This window comes from Flavobacterium sp. 90, assembly GCF_004339525.1.
Taxonomy (GTDB): domain Bacteria; phylum Bacteroidota; class Bacteroidia; order Flavobacteriales; family Flavobacteriaceae; genus Flavobacterium.
Genome location: NZ_SMGE01000001.1, coordinates 4,975,696 through 4,994,198, shown reverse-complemented (window position 1 = coordinate 4,994,198; position 18,503 = coordinate 4,975,696). Strand labels below are relative to the sequence as shown.

Here is an 18,503-nt window from a genome sequence, read left to right as displayed (position 1 = left end):
TTCTGTCTATATTTTGTCTACAAAAGCATCAAATATCTTTTGATTATGTACACGAAAAGTATATTAGTATTTTTCTGTACAAATCTAATTCTCAACTACTTTTACAATAGTTATAGGTAATTTATTTCCCTATAATCCCCAAATCAATAAAGAATTAGACAAGATGATCAATCAATCACTTCAATTTACGAAAAATTTGCTCGGACAGTTTTTAAAAAACCAATTTGGTTTGGATGAAGACAAAACGGTCCTGAATTATCTTATTGAACCAAGTGGAACTTTGCCAAAAATAAATCAGAATAAAGTCGTTTTATCTTTAATTAATATCGAAAAAGAAACCAACCAGCCTTTTTACATTAGAAATAAAAAATTAGAAGACGGAAGTTATTCTAATTTCAATCCAACAGAAAAATACAACATTGACTTATTAATCAGCAGCAACTTTGACGATTATACGGAATCGTTAAAATTTCTGGATGCCATTATTGTCTTCTTTCAGATTAATAATTATCTCGATGCTTCGTCCTCTTCTACTATTCCGGATGGTCTGAGCAGATTAGAATTCGAATATGAAAAAATCTCTTACCACCAAATGCACAGTTTGTGGACTGCTATGGCGGCAAAATATCAGCCTTCGATTATTTACAAAATGAAGCTGATAAAAGTTCAGGGTCACGAAATCATGGAAATTATACCGTCTGTAAAAAACACCAGCAATACTATTGGAAAATGATACAGAGTAATTACATAAAGATCTTTGGCACTGCGGCTTATCATACTTTTTTTGATAATGGAAAATGCAATTGTCTTCACTTTATTCCGAATCATAAAACTGATATTATATTAAAAAAGTTCGGCTTTAGAATGAATCCTGTTTCAAATGGATTTGACTTATATTCTAATACAAAATCATCATTATCAGACTTATTAGATTATATTTCTAAAAGTACAGATCAAGATTTTTTTGAGTTTGATATCAAATGCAGTAATCCCAATTTCATTCTCTTTACCACATTACCCATTAATTTGCTGGGAGCTATTAATTATTCTAGTCAGGATCCTAAAAACATCAACGAAAATGGCAAAATTACGCTGAATCAAACCTTCGAAACTAAACTGATACCATCCAATTTTGGTCATTTAAAAATTTATTTCGAAGATATCTTAAAGGAACAAAACACGAGTAATTCTGTCCTTTTTGAAATAAACTTTACAGCAAGAGCAACACAATGGCAATATTATTTTATCAATAAAAATGCCGTCTCGCTAAATAATCCTTCGATTACTGAAAAAGAAAACATACAATTTGATGGTCCGAAAACCGTAACAATTCCAACCGGAGAATCGGCATTGTTGTTTACTTCGAATAAAACCTATATCACGCTAAGCGAAAAACCGAAGTACAAATTTGACTTAATAAGCAGCTCATCTTCAACCAATCAAACGAATACAAAACCCAAAGTAATTATAAAAGGACTGCCTGTTCCGGATGTTTCCAGAATAGGAATAATCGAAAATAACGACCAAAATCAGGTCGCATCACCAATGTATATCTATCTATAAAAAACTATTAAAAATGAACATTAAAAACTAAAATCAATGAATTTATCTACCATCCAAACTCCTGGTGTTTACATTCAAGAATTAAATGCTTTTCCCAATTCAGTTGTTGCAGTTGCTACAGCCGTACCAGCATTTATAGGGTACACACCTCAGGCCTCTTACGAAGGAAAATCGTATACGAATAAGGCGGTAAAAATCACATCATTTGCTGATTTTCAGGCTTTTTTCTGTTTACCGGATCCACCTGCTCCTGCAAGTCCGGCAAAGCAATACAGCCCTGAATACTATTTAGTAGCAGAAAAAAGTCAACCTTTAAGGGGAGATTATATGCTGATTGCAGGAACTTACTATTCAATAGTTCCAGATCCTAACACGGTTTATTATTTATACAATAGCGTAAGGCTTTTTTATGAAAATGGCGGTGGAGATGCTTATATTGTTTCTGTGGGTTCTTATGGCCCTTCGTCTGGAAAAGGGGCAACTCCGGGGATTCCTGTTGTGAACCCAAATGTGCAATTGAATGACTTGACAAATGGTCTTTCGATATTGCTAAACGAACAGGAACCAACAATGTACATTTGCCCTGAAGCGACCTTGTTAAGTTTAGAAAACAATGGAACGCTAATGCAGGCAATGCTTCTTCAGTCTACGAATATGCAAACAGCAATGTGTTTGTTTGATATTATTGGAGGCGACGATCCTGACCCAATTTTGTACACGCAGGATATTTCAAATTTCAGAATGAACACTGGTTCTAATGGCTTAAATTACGGAATGGCTTATTATCCTTTTATAGGAACTACGGTAATGCAAAATTCTGATATTGACTACACTAATTTATTTGGTGGCGATGTAAAACAATTAGAGGCTATCCTTAATCCTGCAAGTGCACCTAATCCGGCTGTTGCTACGATTATTGCCGGTATTCAAAATCCGGCGAGTACCTTGACGGTGACACAAAACAATAATGCGCTTTTGATTGCAAGTCAAACTTATTCGCTGATGATAAAACATATTTTATCAGATGCTAATATTCTGCCTCCAAGTGGTGCTATGGCTGGTGTTATTACTACTGTAGACAATGCAATTGGTCCGTGGGAAGCTCCTGCAAATACTTCAATTGTTGGTGTTTCATCATTGCCAATTTCTATTTCTGAGAGTCAGCAAGGCAATTTAAACGTTGATGCTGTTTCCGGTAAATCGATCAATGCGATCAGAACCTTTAACGGTTTAGGAATTTTAATCTGGGGATCAAGAACATTAGACGGAAACAGTCAGGACTGGAGATATATTCCGGTACGCAGAACAATGATATTCCTGGAGCAATCTTGTAAACTGGCAGCTCAGGCATATGTATTTCAGCCAAATGACAAAAACACCTGGGAAGCTGTAATCTCTATGATTAGTAGTTTTTTAAGTTCGATCTGGAAACAAGGAGGTTTGCAGGGAGCCAGCGCTTCTGACGCTTTTTCTGTTGCCTGCGGATTGGGTTCTACAATGACTGCTGATGACCTTTTAAACGGTTTTATGAATGTAACTGTAAAAGTAGCCGTTGTTCATCCTGCTGAATTTATCGTTCTGACATTTCAACAGCAAATGGCAACTTCTAGTTAATCAAATAAAAATTCAATTAAGTAAATTTTTAATTTAAAAATAAAATAATATGGCAACAGATGACGGAAGCGTACAAGGCGCAACATGGCCCATGCCAAAGTTTAGATTCGAAGTAGATCTTGGAACTGAATTAACAAAAGTAGCTTTTCAGGAAGTTACAGGAATGGATGTCGAAAATCAAATTATAGAATATCGCAAAAGTAATAGTCCGCTATTTTCTGTAGAGAAAATGCCGGGGATTACCAAATACGGAAACGTAACGATGAAACGAGGAATCTTTGTAAATGACAATTCTTTCTGGGATTGGCATAAGCAAGTTACGATGAACACGATTAAAAGAAGAACCGTTCTGATAAAATTATTAGACGAAAAAGGCGGTGTAACCATGCAATGGACATTAAACAATGCCTGGCCAACAAAAATTACCAGTACAGATTTAAAATCTGATGGTAACGAAGTTGCGGTAGACACGATAGAAATTGCACATGAACAACTGATCATAAAAAATGGCGGTAAGTAACGATTATCCCGTTAGCTTTTATTTTACACTCTCATTTGCGGGTGTAGATGCGGCTTTCAAAGAGGTATCCGGAATTTCTAAAGAATTAAGCGTTGAAGAAATTGTTTGTGGAGGCGAAAATAGATTTAAATATCGCCTCCCAACTATTTCTAACAGTCAAAACTTAGTGCTAAAAAGAGCCATGGTGCCTGCAGGATCTCAGTTGGTAAATTGGTGTGCCAACTGCATCGATCAGGGATTATCAAACCCAATCCAGCCAAAAAATGTGATCTTAAGATTGCTCAATGCCTCAGGTGTTGTATGCATGCAATGGACTTTTAATAATGCTTATCCGGTAAAATATGCCGTTTCTGACCTAAACTCTCAGGAAAGCAATATTGCTATTGAATCTATTGAACTTGCCTATACCTATTTTAATATTTCTAAGGATACAAAATTTGATAAACTTTTTACATAAACAATTATGCCAATCGAAATAAGAGAACTGATTATCAAAACAGAAATTGTAACTACAAATGCCAAAAATTCGGCTGTAGCCAAAGAAAGAGAACTATCAATCTTAAGAAAACAATTACTTGAAGAATGCAAAAGATTAATTGCCGAGAAAAATCAGGAAAACAGCTATAAACGCTAAAGCCACAGATTAAAGAATTAAAAGGATTAAAAAAAATCTGCTCGATCTGCAAAATCTGCGAGAGAACTTTTTGCCACAGATTACAGGATTTAAAAGATTAAAAAACATTTTTTGTTACACAGATTAAAGGATTAAAAAAAATCTGCTAGATCTGCAACCCGATCGATAGCGAACCGGCGAAGCAAATATGAGTGAAAAAATATTTTCGCAGCCAAACCTAATAGGTTTTGAAAAAATCTTAAAACTTAAAAGAATAAAACAATGGCAAGTTTAGAATTAATGAAAATAACGGGATATACCGACGAAGAATTTCAGAATAAATTCTCCGGAAATCCCTATTCTTTCATGATTAATCCCGATAATATCAAAATACAAAAAAGTATAGAATACAACGAGCAGCAAGCTCCGGCAACAAGCTCGGCATCGCAAAAGTACAAAAGTACACCAAGCGATAAATTAAGTTTTGAAATGGTGATAGACTGTACCGGTATCGTAGATGCAAAACGTATCGATATGTCCAAAGAAATAACAGCTTTAGAAACGATTATTTACACCTTTAATGGTAAAATACATCGTCCAAATTTTGTAAAAATACAATGGGGTCAAAATATCACATTCAACGGAGTTCTCGATTCTATCGATACCTCCTATACCCTTTTTAAACCAGACGGAAGTCCACTGAGAGCCAAATTATCATTGTCTTTTAGCCGCTATATTTCTCCAAAAACGGTAACCAGAACTGATGCTCCGGAATCTCCGGATTTGACACATATCGTCACCGTTTCTGAGGGAATGTCTTTGCCGCAATTGTGCCAGAAAATCTGGAATGATGATTCATTATACATACAAGTTGCGGAATTTAATAAACTCAACAAATTTCGAAACCTAAATGGTATCGACAAATTAATATTTCCACCAATAAATACTTCTAATTCATGAGTGCTTCAACCGAAATAAAAAGTGGCGGAATTGCAACATTCGTTGTCAAAGTTAATGGTACGGCAATAGCTGATGAACTAAGTGTGCTTTCTGTTCATATCGAAAAAAAAGTCAACCGAATCGCTTCTGCAAAAGTGACAATTCTGGACGGAGAAGCTAATACAGGAAAGTTTGATGCGAGCTCATCGTCTATTTTTGTGCCGGGCGCAACCATTAGTATAGAAGCAGGTTATGATAACACTAACGCCGTTGTTTTCTCCGGTATTATTATGAGTCAGACACTTCGTATTGACAATTTAGTAGGATCAGCATTAGAAGTTGAATGTCGCGACAATGCCATAAAAATGATTGTAGGCCGAAAAAGCCTCACCTATTCCAAACAAAAAGACAGCGATATTATATCAACCATCATAGGAAATTATTCAGGATTGAGTTCAGATGTAACCGCTACAAGTACAACGTGGCCGGAACAAGTACAATATTATGTTACAGATTGGGATTTTATTTTGGCTCTAGCCGAATCAAATGGCTTGATCGTAACAACTCTAAACGGAAAAATTTCTGTGTTTCCTCCGGGTAAAACCACAACATCAGTACTTACTGTAACTTATGGAGATACTTTATTAGAGTTTAATGCCAAATTAAACGCCGTAACACAATTAGGAAGCGTTACCGCAAACAGTTGGGATTTTAAAACCCAAGCCGTAGTAAATGGTAAAGCCGCACCGGATGTTACAGGAACCGGAAATTTAACCACAAAAAAACTATCCGAAGTCGTTGGCCTTGAAAGCTATCAATTGCTGACTTCGGCTCCTATAGAATCTGCCGATTTAACCAATTGGTCAAAAGCACAAATTATTAAAAGTGAATATTCTAAAATAATGGGGGAAGCCAAATTTCAAGGTACAAACTTAATCGATCCCGGAAAATACATGACCTTCGCCGGTCTTGGAGACAGATTCAATGGCGATTACCTAATTGGTGGAGTTGTACACGATTTGTCACAAGGAAACTGGGTTTCAGAAGTTACACTTGGACTTTCACCCTTTTGGTTTACCGAAGAACCTGATGTTATGGCACCACCAGCTTCTGGGTTACTTCCCGGAGCAAAAGGTCTCTTGAACGGAACCGTAAAAAAGATGTACGAAGATCCCGATTCTCAATATCGGGTTTTAGTCGATGTTCCATTATTAGATCCAAATGGTGCAGGAATCTGGGCAAGATTGACGAATTTTTATTCAACAAGCGGTGCCGGAGCTTTCTTCATGCCTGAAGTTGGAGACGAAGTTATTCTGGGATTCATAAACGAAGATCCACGTTATCCAATAATTCTGGGAAGCCTCTATAGCAGCACAACCATAAAACCGTTTACAGGATTAGATCCAAATGAGAAAAATTCGATAAAAGCCATCGTTTCCAAATCAGGAATTTCGGTGCAATTTGATGATGAAAAGAAAATATGGACCGTAGCAACGCCCAATAAAAATACCATCATAATCAGTGATGAAGACAAGAAAATCACGATTAAGGATGAAAACAGTAACAGTATCGTAATGTCAAGCGATGGTATTGATTTGTCAAGCCAAAAAAACATCAATATCTCAGCAAATCAAAATGTTACCATAAAAGGAAATCAAGGTGTTTCAATACAATCAAGCGCCGGAGACGTCGCAATAAAAGGCTTGAACATCAAAGAAAACGCAGACATGCAATACAGCGCTCAAGGCGGACAAATGGCACAGGTTTCGGGAGGAATGCAATTGACTTTGAAGGGTGCGATGGTGATGATAAATTGATTGTTTGTTAGAAGAAAGATTATAGAAAATAGAAGCAAGATTATAGATGCAAGATTATAGATGCAAGATTATAGATGCAAGATCTTAGATGTTTGATTTGATTATTAAGCTTTGTCAAAGTTTAAAACTTTGACAAAGCTGTTGAAATAGATTGTAAACAATAGTCTATAGACAATAGTTTACATGGTAGTAATCGCATTTTTTGTCATCCTGAGCGAAGTCGAAGGCGCTAGTAGCTCGACAAAGATTGGTCAACGCATTTTTTGTCATTTCGACCGAAGGGAGAAATCACACTAGTAGCTCGACAAAGATTGGCGATTATAGCAACGGAGTTTCGTGTGTGATTTCTCCCTCTGGTCGAAATGACAAGATTGTGGTTACTGTGTCGATAAGATGTAAGAAAATAGATGCAAGATTTATAGGAAACAAGAAGCGATAATTACGATTAAACAACTAACAACTAACAATTAAAAATTATGCCTCCAGCAGCAAGACTTACAGACTTTCACCAATGCCCGATGATTACTCCGGGTGTACCACCAATACCACATGTGGGCGGGCCAATTGTTGGTCCGGGTGCGCCAACTGTTTTGATCGTGGGATTACCGGCAGCCAGAGTTGGCGATATGTTGGTTTGTGTGGGACCGCCGGATTCTATTATAAAAGGATCATCGTCGGTTATGATATGCGGCATGCCAGCCGCAAGAATTGGCGATTCAACCGCTCATGGAGGATCAATTGTCCTTGGAGCATTTAATGTAATGATAGGTGGATAATAATACAGAACATAAAAACACGGCTTTTTTGGGTTCAGGATGGGCATTTCCTGTGTCTTTCTCTGTCGATAATCATCAGCTGAGTTTATCTGCTAATGAAACCAATATTAACGAATCTATCAATGTGATTCTAAATACCCGCAAAGGCGAGCGTACTCTCGAAGCTGAATTTGGCTCTGGAATACAGCAATTTATGTTTAGAAAAATTGATAATACGCTGAAAGGCGAAATTATAGAAACCATCAAGTTTGCATTATTACGTTACGAACCAAGAATTTTGGTACAAGACGTAAAAGTGGCTTCGACTGATGTATTAAACGGAAAAATAGAAATATTGATTACTTATATCTATTCTCAAACCAACACAAGACACAATTATGTGTTCCCATTTTATTTGAAAGAAGGAACAAACTTAGATCGTAAAAAATGATTTTAATTGATCAAAATAGCGCCATAAAATCTCTCAACGAAGCACTCGTTCCTCATCCGTATTTGATAGATGGAAGAACAGAGCAAGATTGGTTGTACTTTCTGACAGAGTTCAGCAAATTGATCAATTTCTATAATGACAGTAATACAGTTGATGGAAACTGGAGCCCGTTTTTGCTAAAAGATCCAGTTTTTTTGATGGCTTCAATTTCAAAAGCAAACTACAAAAATCTCTACTCTGACTATAAAAACAGCTGTAACGAAATTGAACGTTTAGTTAAAAATGAAAACGGAGGAAATCCGGATTCAAGTGCTTTAAATAAATTGTTTGATCGTATTACGGCGATTTATAAAATCATAGAACGCTGGACGCATTATATGCTTAGTAATACTGAAATGTACGATCTTAAAACGTATATTTTGCAAGAAGTAAAAACCAGATTAAGCGTTGACTTTTGGGCAATTCAATCCTTTAGAGAATATTTGTATAGATTGTCTGTCGATGGTCTATTTATTGTTCCTGCTCCTATTCAGGAATTTAATTCTTTTGATAAAAACATCTGGTTTATCAATAAAGACAAGATGCCTTTCTGGCAAGTTTTTGGGTTTGAAAGGGAACAGGGAATTTCACAGGAAATAGCTTCAATAACATCTTTTAGTCTGGATATTCTAACCAAAATTGGCGATCGATTGTTTCAGTTTTTAGAAACGATAATACATCATGCTTCAAAAGAATTTAAGAAATTAAGCCTTAAAAAAGGGTATTTTCCGGATACTGTTCTCCTACGCTCTTTTGTAAATACTCTAAAAGTTCAACAAGATCAATTGAATGGACTTTCTGAGAAACATCTTGATTTTTATTATAAAGATATTCTAAAACAAAAAAAATTACCTGCTATTGCAGATCATACATTTTTGTGCGCAACGCTTGCAAAACCAACACAGCTTTATACTTTGCCTACAGGAACGCTGTTTAATGCCGGAGTCGATGCGCAAAAAAATCCTATTTTGTTTGCTTCTCAAAAAACTGTAAATCTAAATCCTGCAACGATTACAAGTGTACATACGCTTTCTTGTCACGACAAAAATAATGCATCTTATAATTTACAAACGATAGTTAATCCAACAAGTATTCAATTAGATTCGGAAAATAAGGTAATTAGTTGGGAAACTTTTGGAGCAGATGATTCTACTTTAAAAACTACTATAAATCCTTCTCTAATTGGAATTGCGTTTGCTTCACCAATGTTATTATTGCGCGAAGGTCAAAGAACGGTGACACTAACGCTGGAATTTGATCAGCCGTTAGATTTAAAAACACTGGAGGAAGCAAGTTATTTTTTAAGTACCCAAAAAGATTGGTTAAAACTGAATTTACAGTCTAAAAATTTCACAATCGATCCTGCAACACAAAATACTGTTGCTACTATCACAATCGATCTTGATCCAACGGTAGAAGCGATTGAACCTTTTTTAATTAGTCCTGATGGTTTAAAAAGTGATTGGCCAATGATGAAGATCTTATTTCAGAACGTTCCTAATCCGCAGGAACCTCCTAAAATTAAGACGCTGACTATTGCATTAAAAGTAACAGGAGTCAAAACATTTCAATTGTATAATGATTATGGCGAATTAAGTACAAAAATTCCGTATCCTCCTTTTGGACCAATTCCGTTAGTGAATGCCAATTTTATTATCGGAAATAATGAAATATTGAGTAAACCTCTGGACAGCTTTATTATCGAAATAGATTGGGATAAAAGACCTGCAAATTTTGAGGTTTATTACAAACAATACAATGATTATTTGCATCCTATTAAAAAAACGGAAGACACAATACTTGGAAGAGCACTGAGAAGTGTTTTACCTAAAAAAGAGCAAGCTGTTGTGGTTGTAAATGAGTTCAGAAATACCAGTTTTACTGCGGATTTTAATATCATGCAGGAGAAAACGTGGCAAGGTCTTAAAATGACAAAAATTAAAAGCAGTGATGTCGACAAAGTTTTCGTGTCTATTGATACAGTTCCTCGACCTGTTTATTTATTCGATCCTCCAACTTCAAATAGTATCAATCCGGTTCTTAATACATCAAGCAGTTATTATGTGTATTATAAACCAGTTCCAAATCCAAATGCAGTTCCAAATTCTGATTCAAATATAGATTTAAATACAGCAACAGATATAAGTGCTGCACAAACCGCTGCTAAAAATCTGATACCTGATCCAAATATTCAAAAAGAACCTTTAAAATTTACGGAAGAAAGTTCTTCGGGATTTATAAAAATGACATTATCGAATCCGAGTTATGGTTTTGGATCTGAATTGTATGCAAATGTTGTAGCTAGTATTGCCTTGCAAAATGGTAATAAACTTGCAATAGCAAAAGATACCGAAGTAACAGATTTTATCGTTTCGGCCAATGTTCCGTTTGCGCCAAAAATACAGACCTTTTCGGCCATTTATAAAGCTACTGTAACTTACAAACTTGATGGTACGGCAGTAGATTATCCGCTGCAATATTTTATTTATACTCCATTTTCAAATTATACCATATTTGATAGCGCTACAATTGACCAAACCGAAACTAACTTATTCAACACGGGAATTATTACCAGCTCTCAAAATGATGTCGAAAATGGTTTTCCGCTTTATCCGTCTTTCGATCACACCGGAGCATTATTTATAGAATTGGACAATTTAGTTTCAAACAGCACTTTAAATCTTTATTTTGAACTGGCCAGAAATTCAACGGTACTTACCAATCATAATGGTATTTTCTGTTATTATTTAAGTGACGAAGGCTGGAAGCCAATTTCGCTACTATCAGATCAAACGAGCAATTTTAGATGTTCAGGAATAATAGAAATTCCGATTCCGGCAGATTGCAATAATAACAATACGATAATGCCGGGAACCAAAAACTGGATTTCTATTGCGGCAATTGGCAATCTTAAATCGTACTCTAAAACCACGTTTATGCAAACCAACGGATTTATTGTACAAAGAACCGGAACGACGTTTTTGACTGATACACAAAGTCCGCAAATTGATGCAAATGTAATCACGAAACCAGAAATCAAGATTCCGGAAATTGGCACAATAATCCAGCCTTTTGCATCTTATGGAGGAAAAGGCGCCGAAGATAAAGTCGATAGAAATAAAAGAGTCAGCAATACAATCCGAACTAAAAACAGAGCAAGCACTCCATCAGATTATTATACTTTGATTGCTCAAAAATTTGATCCGGTTTATTATTCAAAAGTAGTAACAAAAAATAACGACAACAGTACAAATGTTTATTTGGTCAAAAAAATAGCGTCAGATACTGATTCAAATGCCTTTATTCCGTTGGTGACAAATGAGCTTGAAATTCAGATATTAAAATATTTAAACGCCAATTCATCGCCATTTACAAACCTGAAAGTTTCCAATTTTAATCTCGAATATGTTACTATTAATGCGACATTTTCAATTAAAAGCGGTTACCAAAAAACTCCTATGAGTAATGCTGTTAATCTTGCGTTGAAGAAATATTTATCGCCGTGGATCTCCAATTGTCCTTCTCAGATTGAAATTGGACAACCACTTATTAATGCCAAAGTGAGCACATTTATTCAAAATATTGAAGGAATTGCAGCAGTTGACAGTGTTACATTTTCAAGCTATTATATCAATTCGAAAACAGGACAGCAAACCAATTTAAAAACAAAAAAAAGAACTTTGGCACCTTACGGACAAGCGACACTTTTAGTTTCGGCGCCAAGCCATAATTTTATTTTTCAGGTATAATGGATACAATTAATCAAATAACGAAAGTACAGCTTCCGCCGCATCAGGATTTTAGTTTCCTGAAAGACGAGGCTATTGATTATATCCAAAAGCATATTGGCAACGAGTGGACAAACTTTAACCCAAGTGATCCCGGAATGACAATTCTGGATCAGCTTTGTTATGCTCTTACCGAATTAGGATATTGTACAGATTTCCCAATTTCGGATATTTTAACGGATTCTAACGGAAAATTAGAAATCGAAAATCAGTTTTATTTACCGTACAAAATCCTGACTACTGCGCCTTATACTATTAATGATTACAAAAAATATCTCATCGATGGTGTCAACGATGTTTATAACGTTGCGATAATAACTTACAACAATAATCTCCCGCAATTTAATCGGGTTTATCAAGTTTATTTATATGTAAATCCGGAGATTACAGATGCGCTTAAACTTAATAAAATTTGCAAATCTGCTTATTATTATCTTAATCAAAGCCGCAACATTGGAGAGCTTTTTAATATACCTATTGCGCTTCAAGCTCAAAAATATTTGATTTCAGGCAAAATAGAACTTGAAAGTGAAGTCGACGAACACGCCGTTTTATTGGAGCTTCAAAATAAAATTCGCGCTTATATATTTCCGAAAATAGAACAGCTTAGTTATGATTCTTTAAAAGCAGATGGGTATGATTCTGCCGAAATATATGATGGTCCGTATCTTAAAAATGGCTGGATTTTGAACGATACTTTGGTCGATAAAAAAGACACTTTAAGAGCCCTTGATTTAATTCCGGTAATTGAGTCTGTCAGCGGAATTATTTCAATTTCGGGATTACAGTTTTTTCAGAATAACACCATGATTCCGTCGCTGCAATCGACAATAAGTCAAATATTATCTATAGATATTTTGAAATCTTATAAAGAGAATAAACTAATATTAACCACTAACGGAAAAGATGTGCCTGTTGATAATTTTATTCCAATACAAATTGATACGATCAAATATCAGGAAACGGCAACAAGTTTAAACAATAAACCGGCTATAAAATTGCCAAAAAGTAGTTTTAGAGATATCAATAGTTATTATTCTATACAAAATACATTTCCGCAGCAATATGGTATTGGTGACGACAAAATCGAAGACGATTCGGCGCCAATTCAAGTAGCACAATCACGTCAATTAAAAGGATATTTGACCTTATTTGATCAGGTTTTGGCGAATCAGTTTTCGCAATTAGCAAATCTTTCAAAGTTATTTTCGTTCAATAATTCGGTTTGTGGAGCGCCTTCGGACAATGATAGTTTTTATGCCTTAAAAGATAAATTCGAACAAAAGCATTTAGAATATCCGGTTCCGTACAAAATGTTTTCGCCAAGTTATTTTTATCAATCTTTGTATAATGTTCCTCATATCAAACCTTTATTAAAAAATAATACGGCGTTTGATTTCAGTTCTAGCGAAGAAACTAAAAAGGAAATGAAAGAAAAAAGCTGGTTCGAATATCAGCAAGACCCTTATAATGCCTACATTTTTGGGATGATGAAAATCATGGAAGAAGAAGATATAAACTTCGACCGACGCAATAAATTACTGGATCATTTGCTTGCCAGACACGGCGAAGCACCAAAGGTTATCGACACAATTATCGATGGCACAATTTATACCGGAAATAAGAAAAAAGATCAGATAATCGTGAAAAGTTTGTATTTGCAAAACCTTGATTTATTGTCTTATAACCGACTAAAAGGCTACAATTTTCTAAGTGCTTCAAAAATATTGACGATCAATAATCAAAATATTGATTTGAATTTGGGAACGATTAAAAAAGAGCATTTTGACTATATCAATGAGAATACTAATGATTTTATATTCAAATCGAATCATCTTAATCAAAAAGAAAAACTACATAAAAGTGATTTCATTAATTTTTCGGGATTTGAGTTAAAGCTGAATCTTTTATTTGGATTAAAAAATATCTATTATAATTTTATTTCAACTCAAATTGAAACTTCGGCAAAATCTATTGAAAATAAATTGACTGTTAGTAAAACAATACAGAAAGCTTATTGGTTTAAAGAAAAAAGAAACGGTAGTATTTTTATCGAAACGGCAATTCTTTTAAGTAAATTAAAATATCATCTCGAAATCGTAAAACAAAGCGACAATACTTTTTATAGCATTCAAAATACAGATTACCAATCGATTGCTAATGTAAATTATATTCTAGCTACAACAAGTCAAACGGTTCTTGATATTCAAGTTGCAAAAGGTTATTTGGAATTTTCGAACGAAAAATATGCTTTAATTCCCGATGAGTCTCAAACCGTCATTGACAGCGATTATATAAAAAATAGTTCATCAGATTATTTATTTAAGATTACGGTTATTTCCGGAAACGGAACAATTACAATCAATGACACGCTTTTTAAGAAAAATGCAATTGTATTGCTTCCTGATTTTATTCCTGAATTTAAAAAGTCTGAATTCAAAAAACGTTTAAAACAGTTTCTCAATATCAGCTTTCCAACAAGTATAAAATACGAATGTTTGTTTGTGAGCCTTTACCAATTAGAAACTTTCACGTCAGTTTATAGCAATTGGCACGAGTGTTTGACTTTCAAAACGCCTAACAATTCATCTGATACACAACAAGATAATCCGCAAATTGTAAAGCCTTTAAATCAAGAATTTTATGCGGTGAATTTGATCAATAGTTTAACCCAAATTTTAGAAACAAAAAATGGAAGAAATAAATAGCCATATTGTATCGAGTCTAAAGTGGGACACAACTTTTGACCAAAAAAGGGAAAGTTACAGGCTTCAGGAACGTTTGAGTACCTGGAGCAAAATTTCTTTGCCCAGAGAAGTTGCCAATATATTTACTGAATTGTGTCCGCCGGAACAAAGCTGGCGAATCGAAACGCTGGAACTTGATCTTGGTTCTTGCGATTATAGTGACTTGGAATTTGATTTGAGTCGAAAAATAAGTAATTTATTAAGAGAAAAAATAGCCGAATTAATTCTGTATCAAAACAGTCAGAAGCAAAATGGAATCGCGGTTTACAACAAAGAAAAATCGATTCTGGAGAATCTTATGGTCTTTTTGCTCGAAGGTTATTTACCGTGGAATTACCAAAACAAAGAGGGTTCTGTAAACCAAATTATGGCAGAATTACTCCAAAATAATCTTACCGAAGTTATTGCGATTATCAAGGAAACAGGAATGACGCACGAAGAAGTCAGAAAACGAATTTCATGGCAATTTGACGAGAAAAATATAACCAAAATAATTGCGGCGCTTGAACCCAATAATAGCGGATCTATTATTGAGTTTAGCTCGATTATGACTAATATTCAGGTCAAAGAAACTATTATTCAGACTAGTACGGCAAGTTTCAAAAAGAACTTGTGGTTCTTTATTCTGAACTTTTTGCTGCTGGAACGCGGAACTCTTTTCAATAAATTGGCGTTCATGAAAAGCAGTATTCTGCAAATGGCAAATCATTATAATATCGCTTACGCGGAACTTATTCTTTTGATCGAAAACACGATTGTAAAACTCTCTGATAAAACATCTCAGAACAACAATTTTATTGCTTGTCTTAAAATACTAACTCAGGAATATGAAACGCAAAAAAGCGAAAATTATAAACCTGAAACGAACACAAATTACTGGAATGTTCTAGAACAATTGCTAAAAAATAAAAGCGATCGAAGATTTAAAGCGGACAAAAACAATCTAAACGAATTGATTGTTGCCTTACATAATGAAAACAAAACCAAATTTAATGCGTTGATTCATCCCGTTTTAAAGGATGAAAGTTTGCTTGTTTTATTGCTTCAGGATTTGAACGAAACTTCGATACAAATACTTTTTTCGAGATTGGATTCTACTCCATCGCTGCTTCATATGGAATCTGTAATTTATTTGAATAAGCTGAGTCAGACTTTTAAATTAAAAACAAATAGCAAAGCTTTATGGGAAATTGGCATTCTTTTTCTCATCAAAAATAAAAATGCCGACAATGCTACATTTCTGCTTTTTTGTATTAAAGAATTAAGCAAAAGAAACAATCTGAATCACGAGCATTTACTGGCAATGTTTACGAATGCTAAAATTCCTGCGACGATAAAAAACAATAATTCGGCAACGATATATACGAACTTAAATGCTATTTATTGTAAAGAAATAAACAGCAATAATTCTAATTATCCAGCAATTCACTTTAAGAATCTTGTTGCAAAACTGGAACTTGAATTGCAAAAAAATGCTACTAAAAGTGTCTTTTTTATTGACTTGCAAAGATCATTAATCAAGACTATTTTACTGCATCCCAAAATGGCTTTTGAAGTAATGCTTTCGTACGGAAACAAAGAAGTTTTGAAGAAAATACTTCCGGTGATTCTAAACCGTGAAATGCTGCAATTATTGGTAAAAACTGCCAATTACAAAAAAACAAAACTCGTACAAACGATACAAGTTGTTTATGAAATTCTAAACGAAAAAGACCAATATGATTTTCCTGAAGAATTAATGACAGATAATTTATTGTTGCTTGGGATGCAGGAAATATTGTTTCATCCGGAACATAACTCGTCTTTATTTCTGGAAACTATAATTGTACAATTGTCCAAAAAAGTTACAGATACAAGACGCGATGATTACTTTCAGTTTATCGCAAAACTAATTCAGTCCAAACGAATTAAATCTTTTGGCGTTGCGATCAAAAAGACTTTTCTAAATCAATTAAAGAATACAAAATCTATTGATACGCTTGCGCTTGCATTGCTTATTCAAAATACATCGCAACAAGATCAAGTGGAATTAGCGCAATTATTGACGACGAATTTTACTGATTCGGAATTTGTTTTGTTGCGAAAACAAGATCGAAAGGAAAGCGAAAACATCTTGCGGTATTTCCTGGCAAACGGAAATGCGCTGAAAAAGAATTGGATTCAGAAAACTTCGGAAACTATAATTCGAAATGTAAAATCAGTTTCAAAAACCAAAATTGCTCAGGAATTAAACGAGCTTTTCTGGAAAACGATTTTAAAATATTCGGCTTATAAAGGCAATGAAGTTTTATTTGAAAAACTGCTTCAAAAAGAACTGAAATCGTATTTAAAGAATAATGTTGTGAAGGAAAAATTTCAACTTCAAAACGAAATAAAATCTTTTGAAGCCACAAATTCAGTATCAGAATTAGATCATTTTTTCGAAAATAATAGTATTTCCGATTATACGGTTTCTAATGGAATTTTGGAATCTTTAAACAACAATATTCTGTTTGAAATTGAGAAATTATCGGAGAAAGAAAAATACGAATGGATTTCATCGATTATCATAGAACGCCAAATTCCTTCGGCTTTTATTATTTCTAAAACTATTGAAATCAAAGATATTCTGAACGTAATCATTGTAAAAGAACCTAAGATTTTCTTTAGAATACTCCAGAAAGAAATTATTCCTGAGGCACAAATGGATTGGCTTTGCCGAAATATTAGCTTTCATAATTTGTGCAATGCGATAAGTCAACTGGACAAAAATAGGGAATCGTATTTGAGGATTCTGGAGAAATTCAATCATGTTTTAGGTTCGGTTACAATCAAAGGTTTGGCTTCTAAAGAAATGCAGCATCTTTTGCTTCGAAAACTTCTAAAAGCTGCCACAAATGACAATTGGAGACTGATTGCGATTGATAAAATCTGGACTGAACTGATCTGGGAAGTTGTTGCCAAAAAAGGAATTTCTAAAAAAAGCTTTCTGACTGATCTTGAAAAATATATCTATCAGTTTCCGCCTGCTTTGCAACTTGGTTTCAAAGAAATTCTAAGAACGGAAAAACAATCAGCTCCTATTTTAAAACAAACTGAAATACTCTCGAAAATGGAATTAATTAAAACTAAACAAAGCCCGAAAACCAGCCTCAAACAAGGCATCGCGGTTAGAAATGCAGGAATCGTACTCCTGAATGATTATATCTCGATGTTGTTTGAACGCTTAAATCTTGTTGCCGAAAATAAGTTTATAAGCAATGAACATCAGGTTCGAGCGGTGCAATATCTACAATATGTAATCACGGGAATGCAGGAAACGGAGGAAGTTTATTTGCCTCTAAATAAAGTTTTGTGCGGTTTGCCTTTAACAGATACTGTCCCGGATTTTATTGAAATACCGGATAATGAAAAACAATTAATAAACGGTTTGATACAAGCTGCGATTTCGCATTGGCCGGATATTGGAGATTGCTCCATTGAAGGTTTTCGCGGAAACTGGCTTGTTCGTGACGGAATTCTGGTTGAACAGGAGGATAAATGGGAACTTACAGTTGACAAAAGGGCGTATGATTTGTTGATTAACAGATCTCCTTTTGCTTTTTCGATTATAAAATACCATTGGATGGATAAGCCGTTGCACGTGATGTGGCCTTATTAATCTAAACGTTGGCGACA

The 18,503-nt window shown here is 34.6% G+C and carries 13 protein-coding genes; all 13 read left to right on the top strand.

Annotation, left to right across the window (positions count from 1 at the left end; translation table 11 throughout):
• Positions 1-163 precede the first annotated feature (163 nt).
• The 13 genes from C8C83_RS20215 to C8C83_RS20160 all read left to right on the top strand — a co-directional run bounded on the left by C8C83_RS20215 (position 164) and on the right by C8C83_RS20160 (position 18,486).
• On the top strand, positions 164-733 hold the full coding sequence (locus C8C83_RS20215; RefSeq protein WP_132011872.1) for a Pvc16 family protein: 570 nt from the start codon (positions 164-166) through the stop codon (positions 731-733).
• A complete protein-coding gene (locus tag C8C83_RS20210) occupies positions 730-1,563 on the top strand; it encodes a hypothetical protein (RefSeq protein WP_121330376.1) in 834 nt (277 codons plus the stop codon). Before C8C83_RS20215 ends, C8C83_RS20210 begins: the two co-directional genes overlap by 4 nt.
• A gap of 36 nt (positions 1,564-1,599) precedes the next feature.
• Positions 1,600-3,177 carry a phage tail sheath C-terminal domain-containing protein gene (locus tag C8C83_RS20205; RefSeq protein WP_121330375.1) on the top strand — a complete coding sequence of 526 codons (1,578 nt, stop codon included), beginning with the start codon at positions 1,600-1,602 and terminating at the stop codon, positions 3,175-3,177.
• Positions 3,178-3,226: 49 nt separating this feature from the next.
• Positions 3,227-3,697 (top strand): phage tail protein, encoded by a 471-nt coding sequence (locus tag C8C83_RS20200; RefSeq protein ID WP_121330374.1) that lies wholly within the window; start codon positions 3,227-3,229, stop codon positions 3,695-3,697.
• Positions 3,684-4,154 carry a phage tail protein gene (locus tag C8C83_RS20195; protein WP_121330373.1) on the top strand — a complete coding sequence of 157 codons (471 nt, stop codon included), beginning with the start codon at positions 3,684-3,686 and terminating at the stop codon, positions 4,152-4,154. Before C8C83_RS20200 ends, C8C83_RS20195 begins: the two co-directional genes overlap by 14 nt.
• 6 nt (positions 4,155-4,160) lie before the next feature.
• Positions 4,161-4,331: a DUF5908 family protein gene (locus C8C83_RS27270; protein ID WP_158235296.1), complete on the top strand. Its 171-nt coding sequence runs from the start codon at positions 4,161-4,163 to the stop codon at positions 4,329-4,331.
• A 261-nt stretch (positions 4,332-4,592) separates the two neighbouring features.
• Positions 4,593-5,270, top strand: a complete 678-nt coding sequence (locus C8C83_RS20190) for a hypothetical protein (protein WP_121330372.1) — start codon at positions 4,593-4,595, stop codon at positions 5,268-5,270.
• A complete protein-coding gene (vgrG, locus tag C8C83_RS20185; protein WP_121330371.1) occupies positions 5,267-7,066 on the top strand; it encodes a type VI secretion system tip protein VgrG in 1,800 nt (599 codons plus the stop codon). The genes C8C83_RS20190 and vgrG overlap by 4 nt, the downstream gene beginning before the upstream one ends.
• 476 nt (positions 7,067-7,542) lie before the next feature.
• Entirely contained in the window at positions 7,543-7,842 is a 300-nt protein-coding gene (locus C8C83_RS20180) for a PAAR domain-containing protein (protein WP_121330370.1), read from the top strand.
• Positions 7,835-8,272 (top strand): GPW/gp25 family protein, encoded by a 438-nt coding sequence (locus C8C83_RS20175; protein ID WP_121330369.1) that lies wholly within the window; start codon positions 7,835-7,837, stop codon positions 8,270-8,272. Before C8C83_RS20180 ends, C8C83_RS20175 begins: the two co-directional genes overlap by 8 nt.
• Positions 8,269-12,060 carry a hypothetical protein gene (locus tag C8C83_RS20170; RefSeq protein WP_132011871.1) on the top strand — a complete coding sequence of 1,264 codons (3,792 nt, stop codon included), beginning with the start codon at positions 8,269-8,271 and terminating at the stop codon, positions 12,058-12,060. The genes C8C83_RS20175 and C8C83_RS20170 overlap by 4 nt, the downstream gene beginning before the upstream one ends.
• Positions 12,060-14,807 carry a hypothetical protein gene (locus C8C83_RS20165; protein ID WP_121330366.1) on the top strand — a complete coding sequence of 916 codons (2,748 nt, stop codon included), beginning with the start codon at positions 12,060-12,062 and terminating at the stop codon, positions 14,805-14,807. The genes C8C83_RS20170 and C8C83_RS20165 overlap by 1 nt, the downstream gene beginning before the upstream one ends.
• A complete protein-coding gene (locus tag C8C83_RS20160) occupies positions 14,791-18,486 on the top strand; it encodes a contractile injection system tape measure protein (protein ID WP_121330365.1) in 3,696 nt (1,231 codons plus the stop codon). Before C8C83_RS20165 ends, C8C83_RS20160 begins: the two co-directional genes overlap by 17 nt.
• The last annotated feature ends 17 nt before the right edge of the window (positions 18,487-18,503 follow it).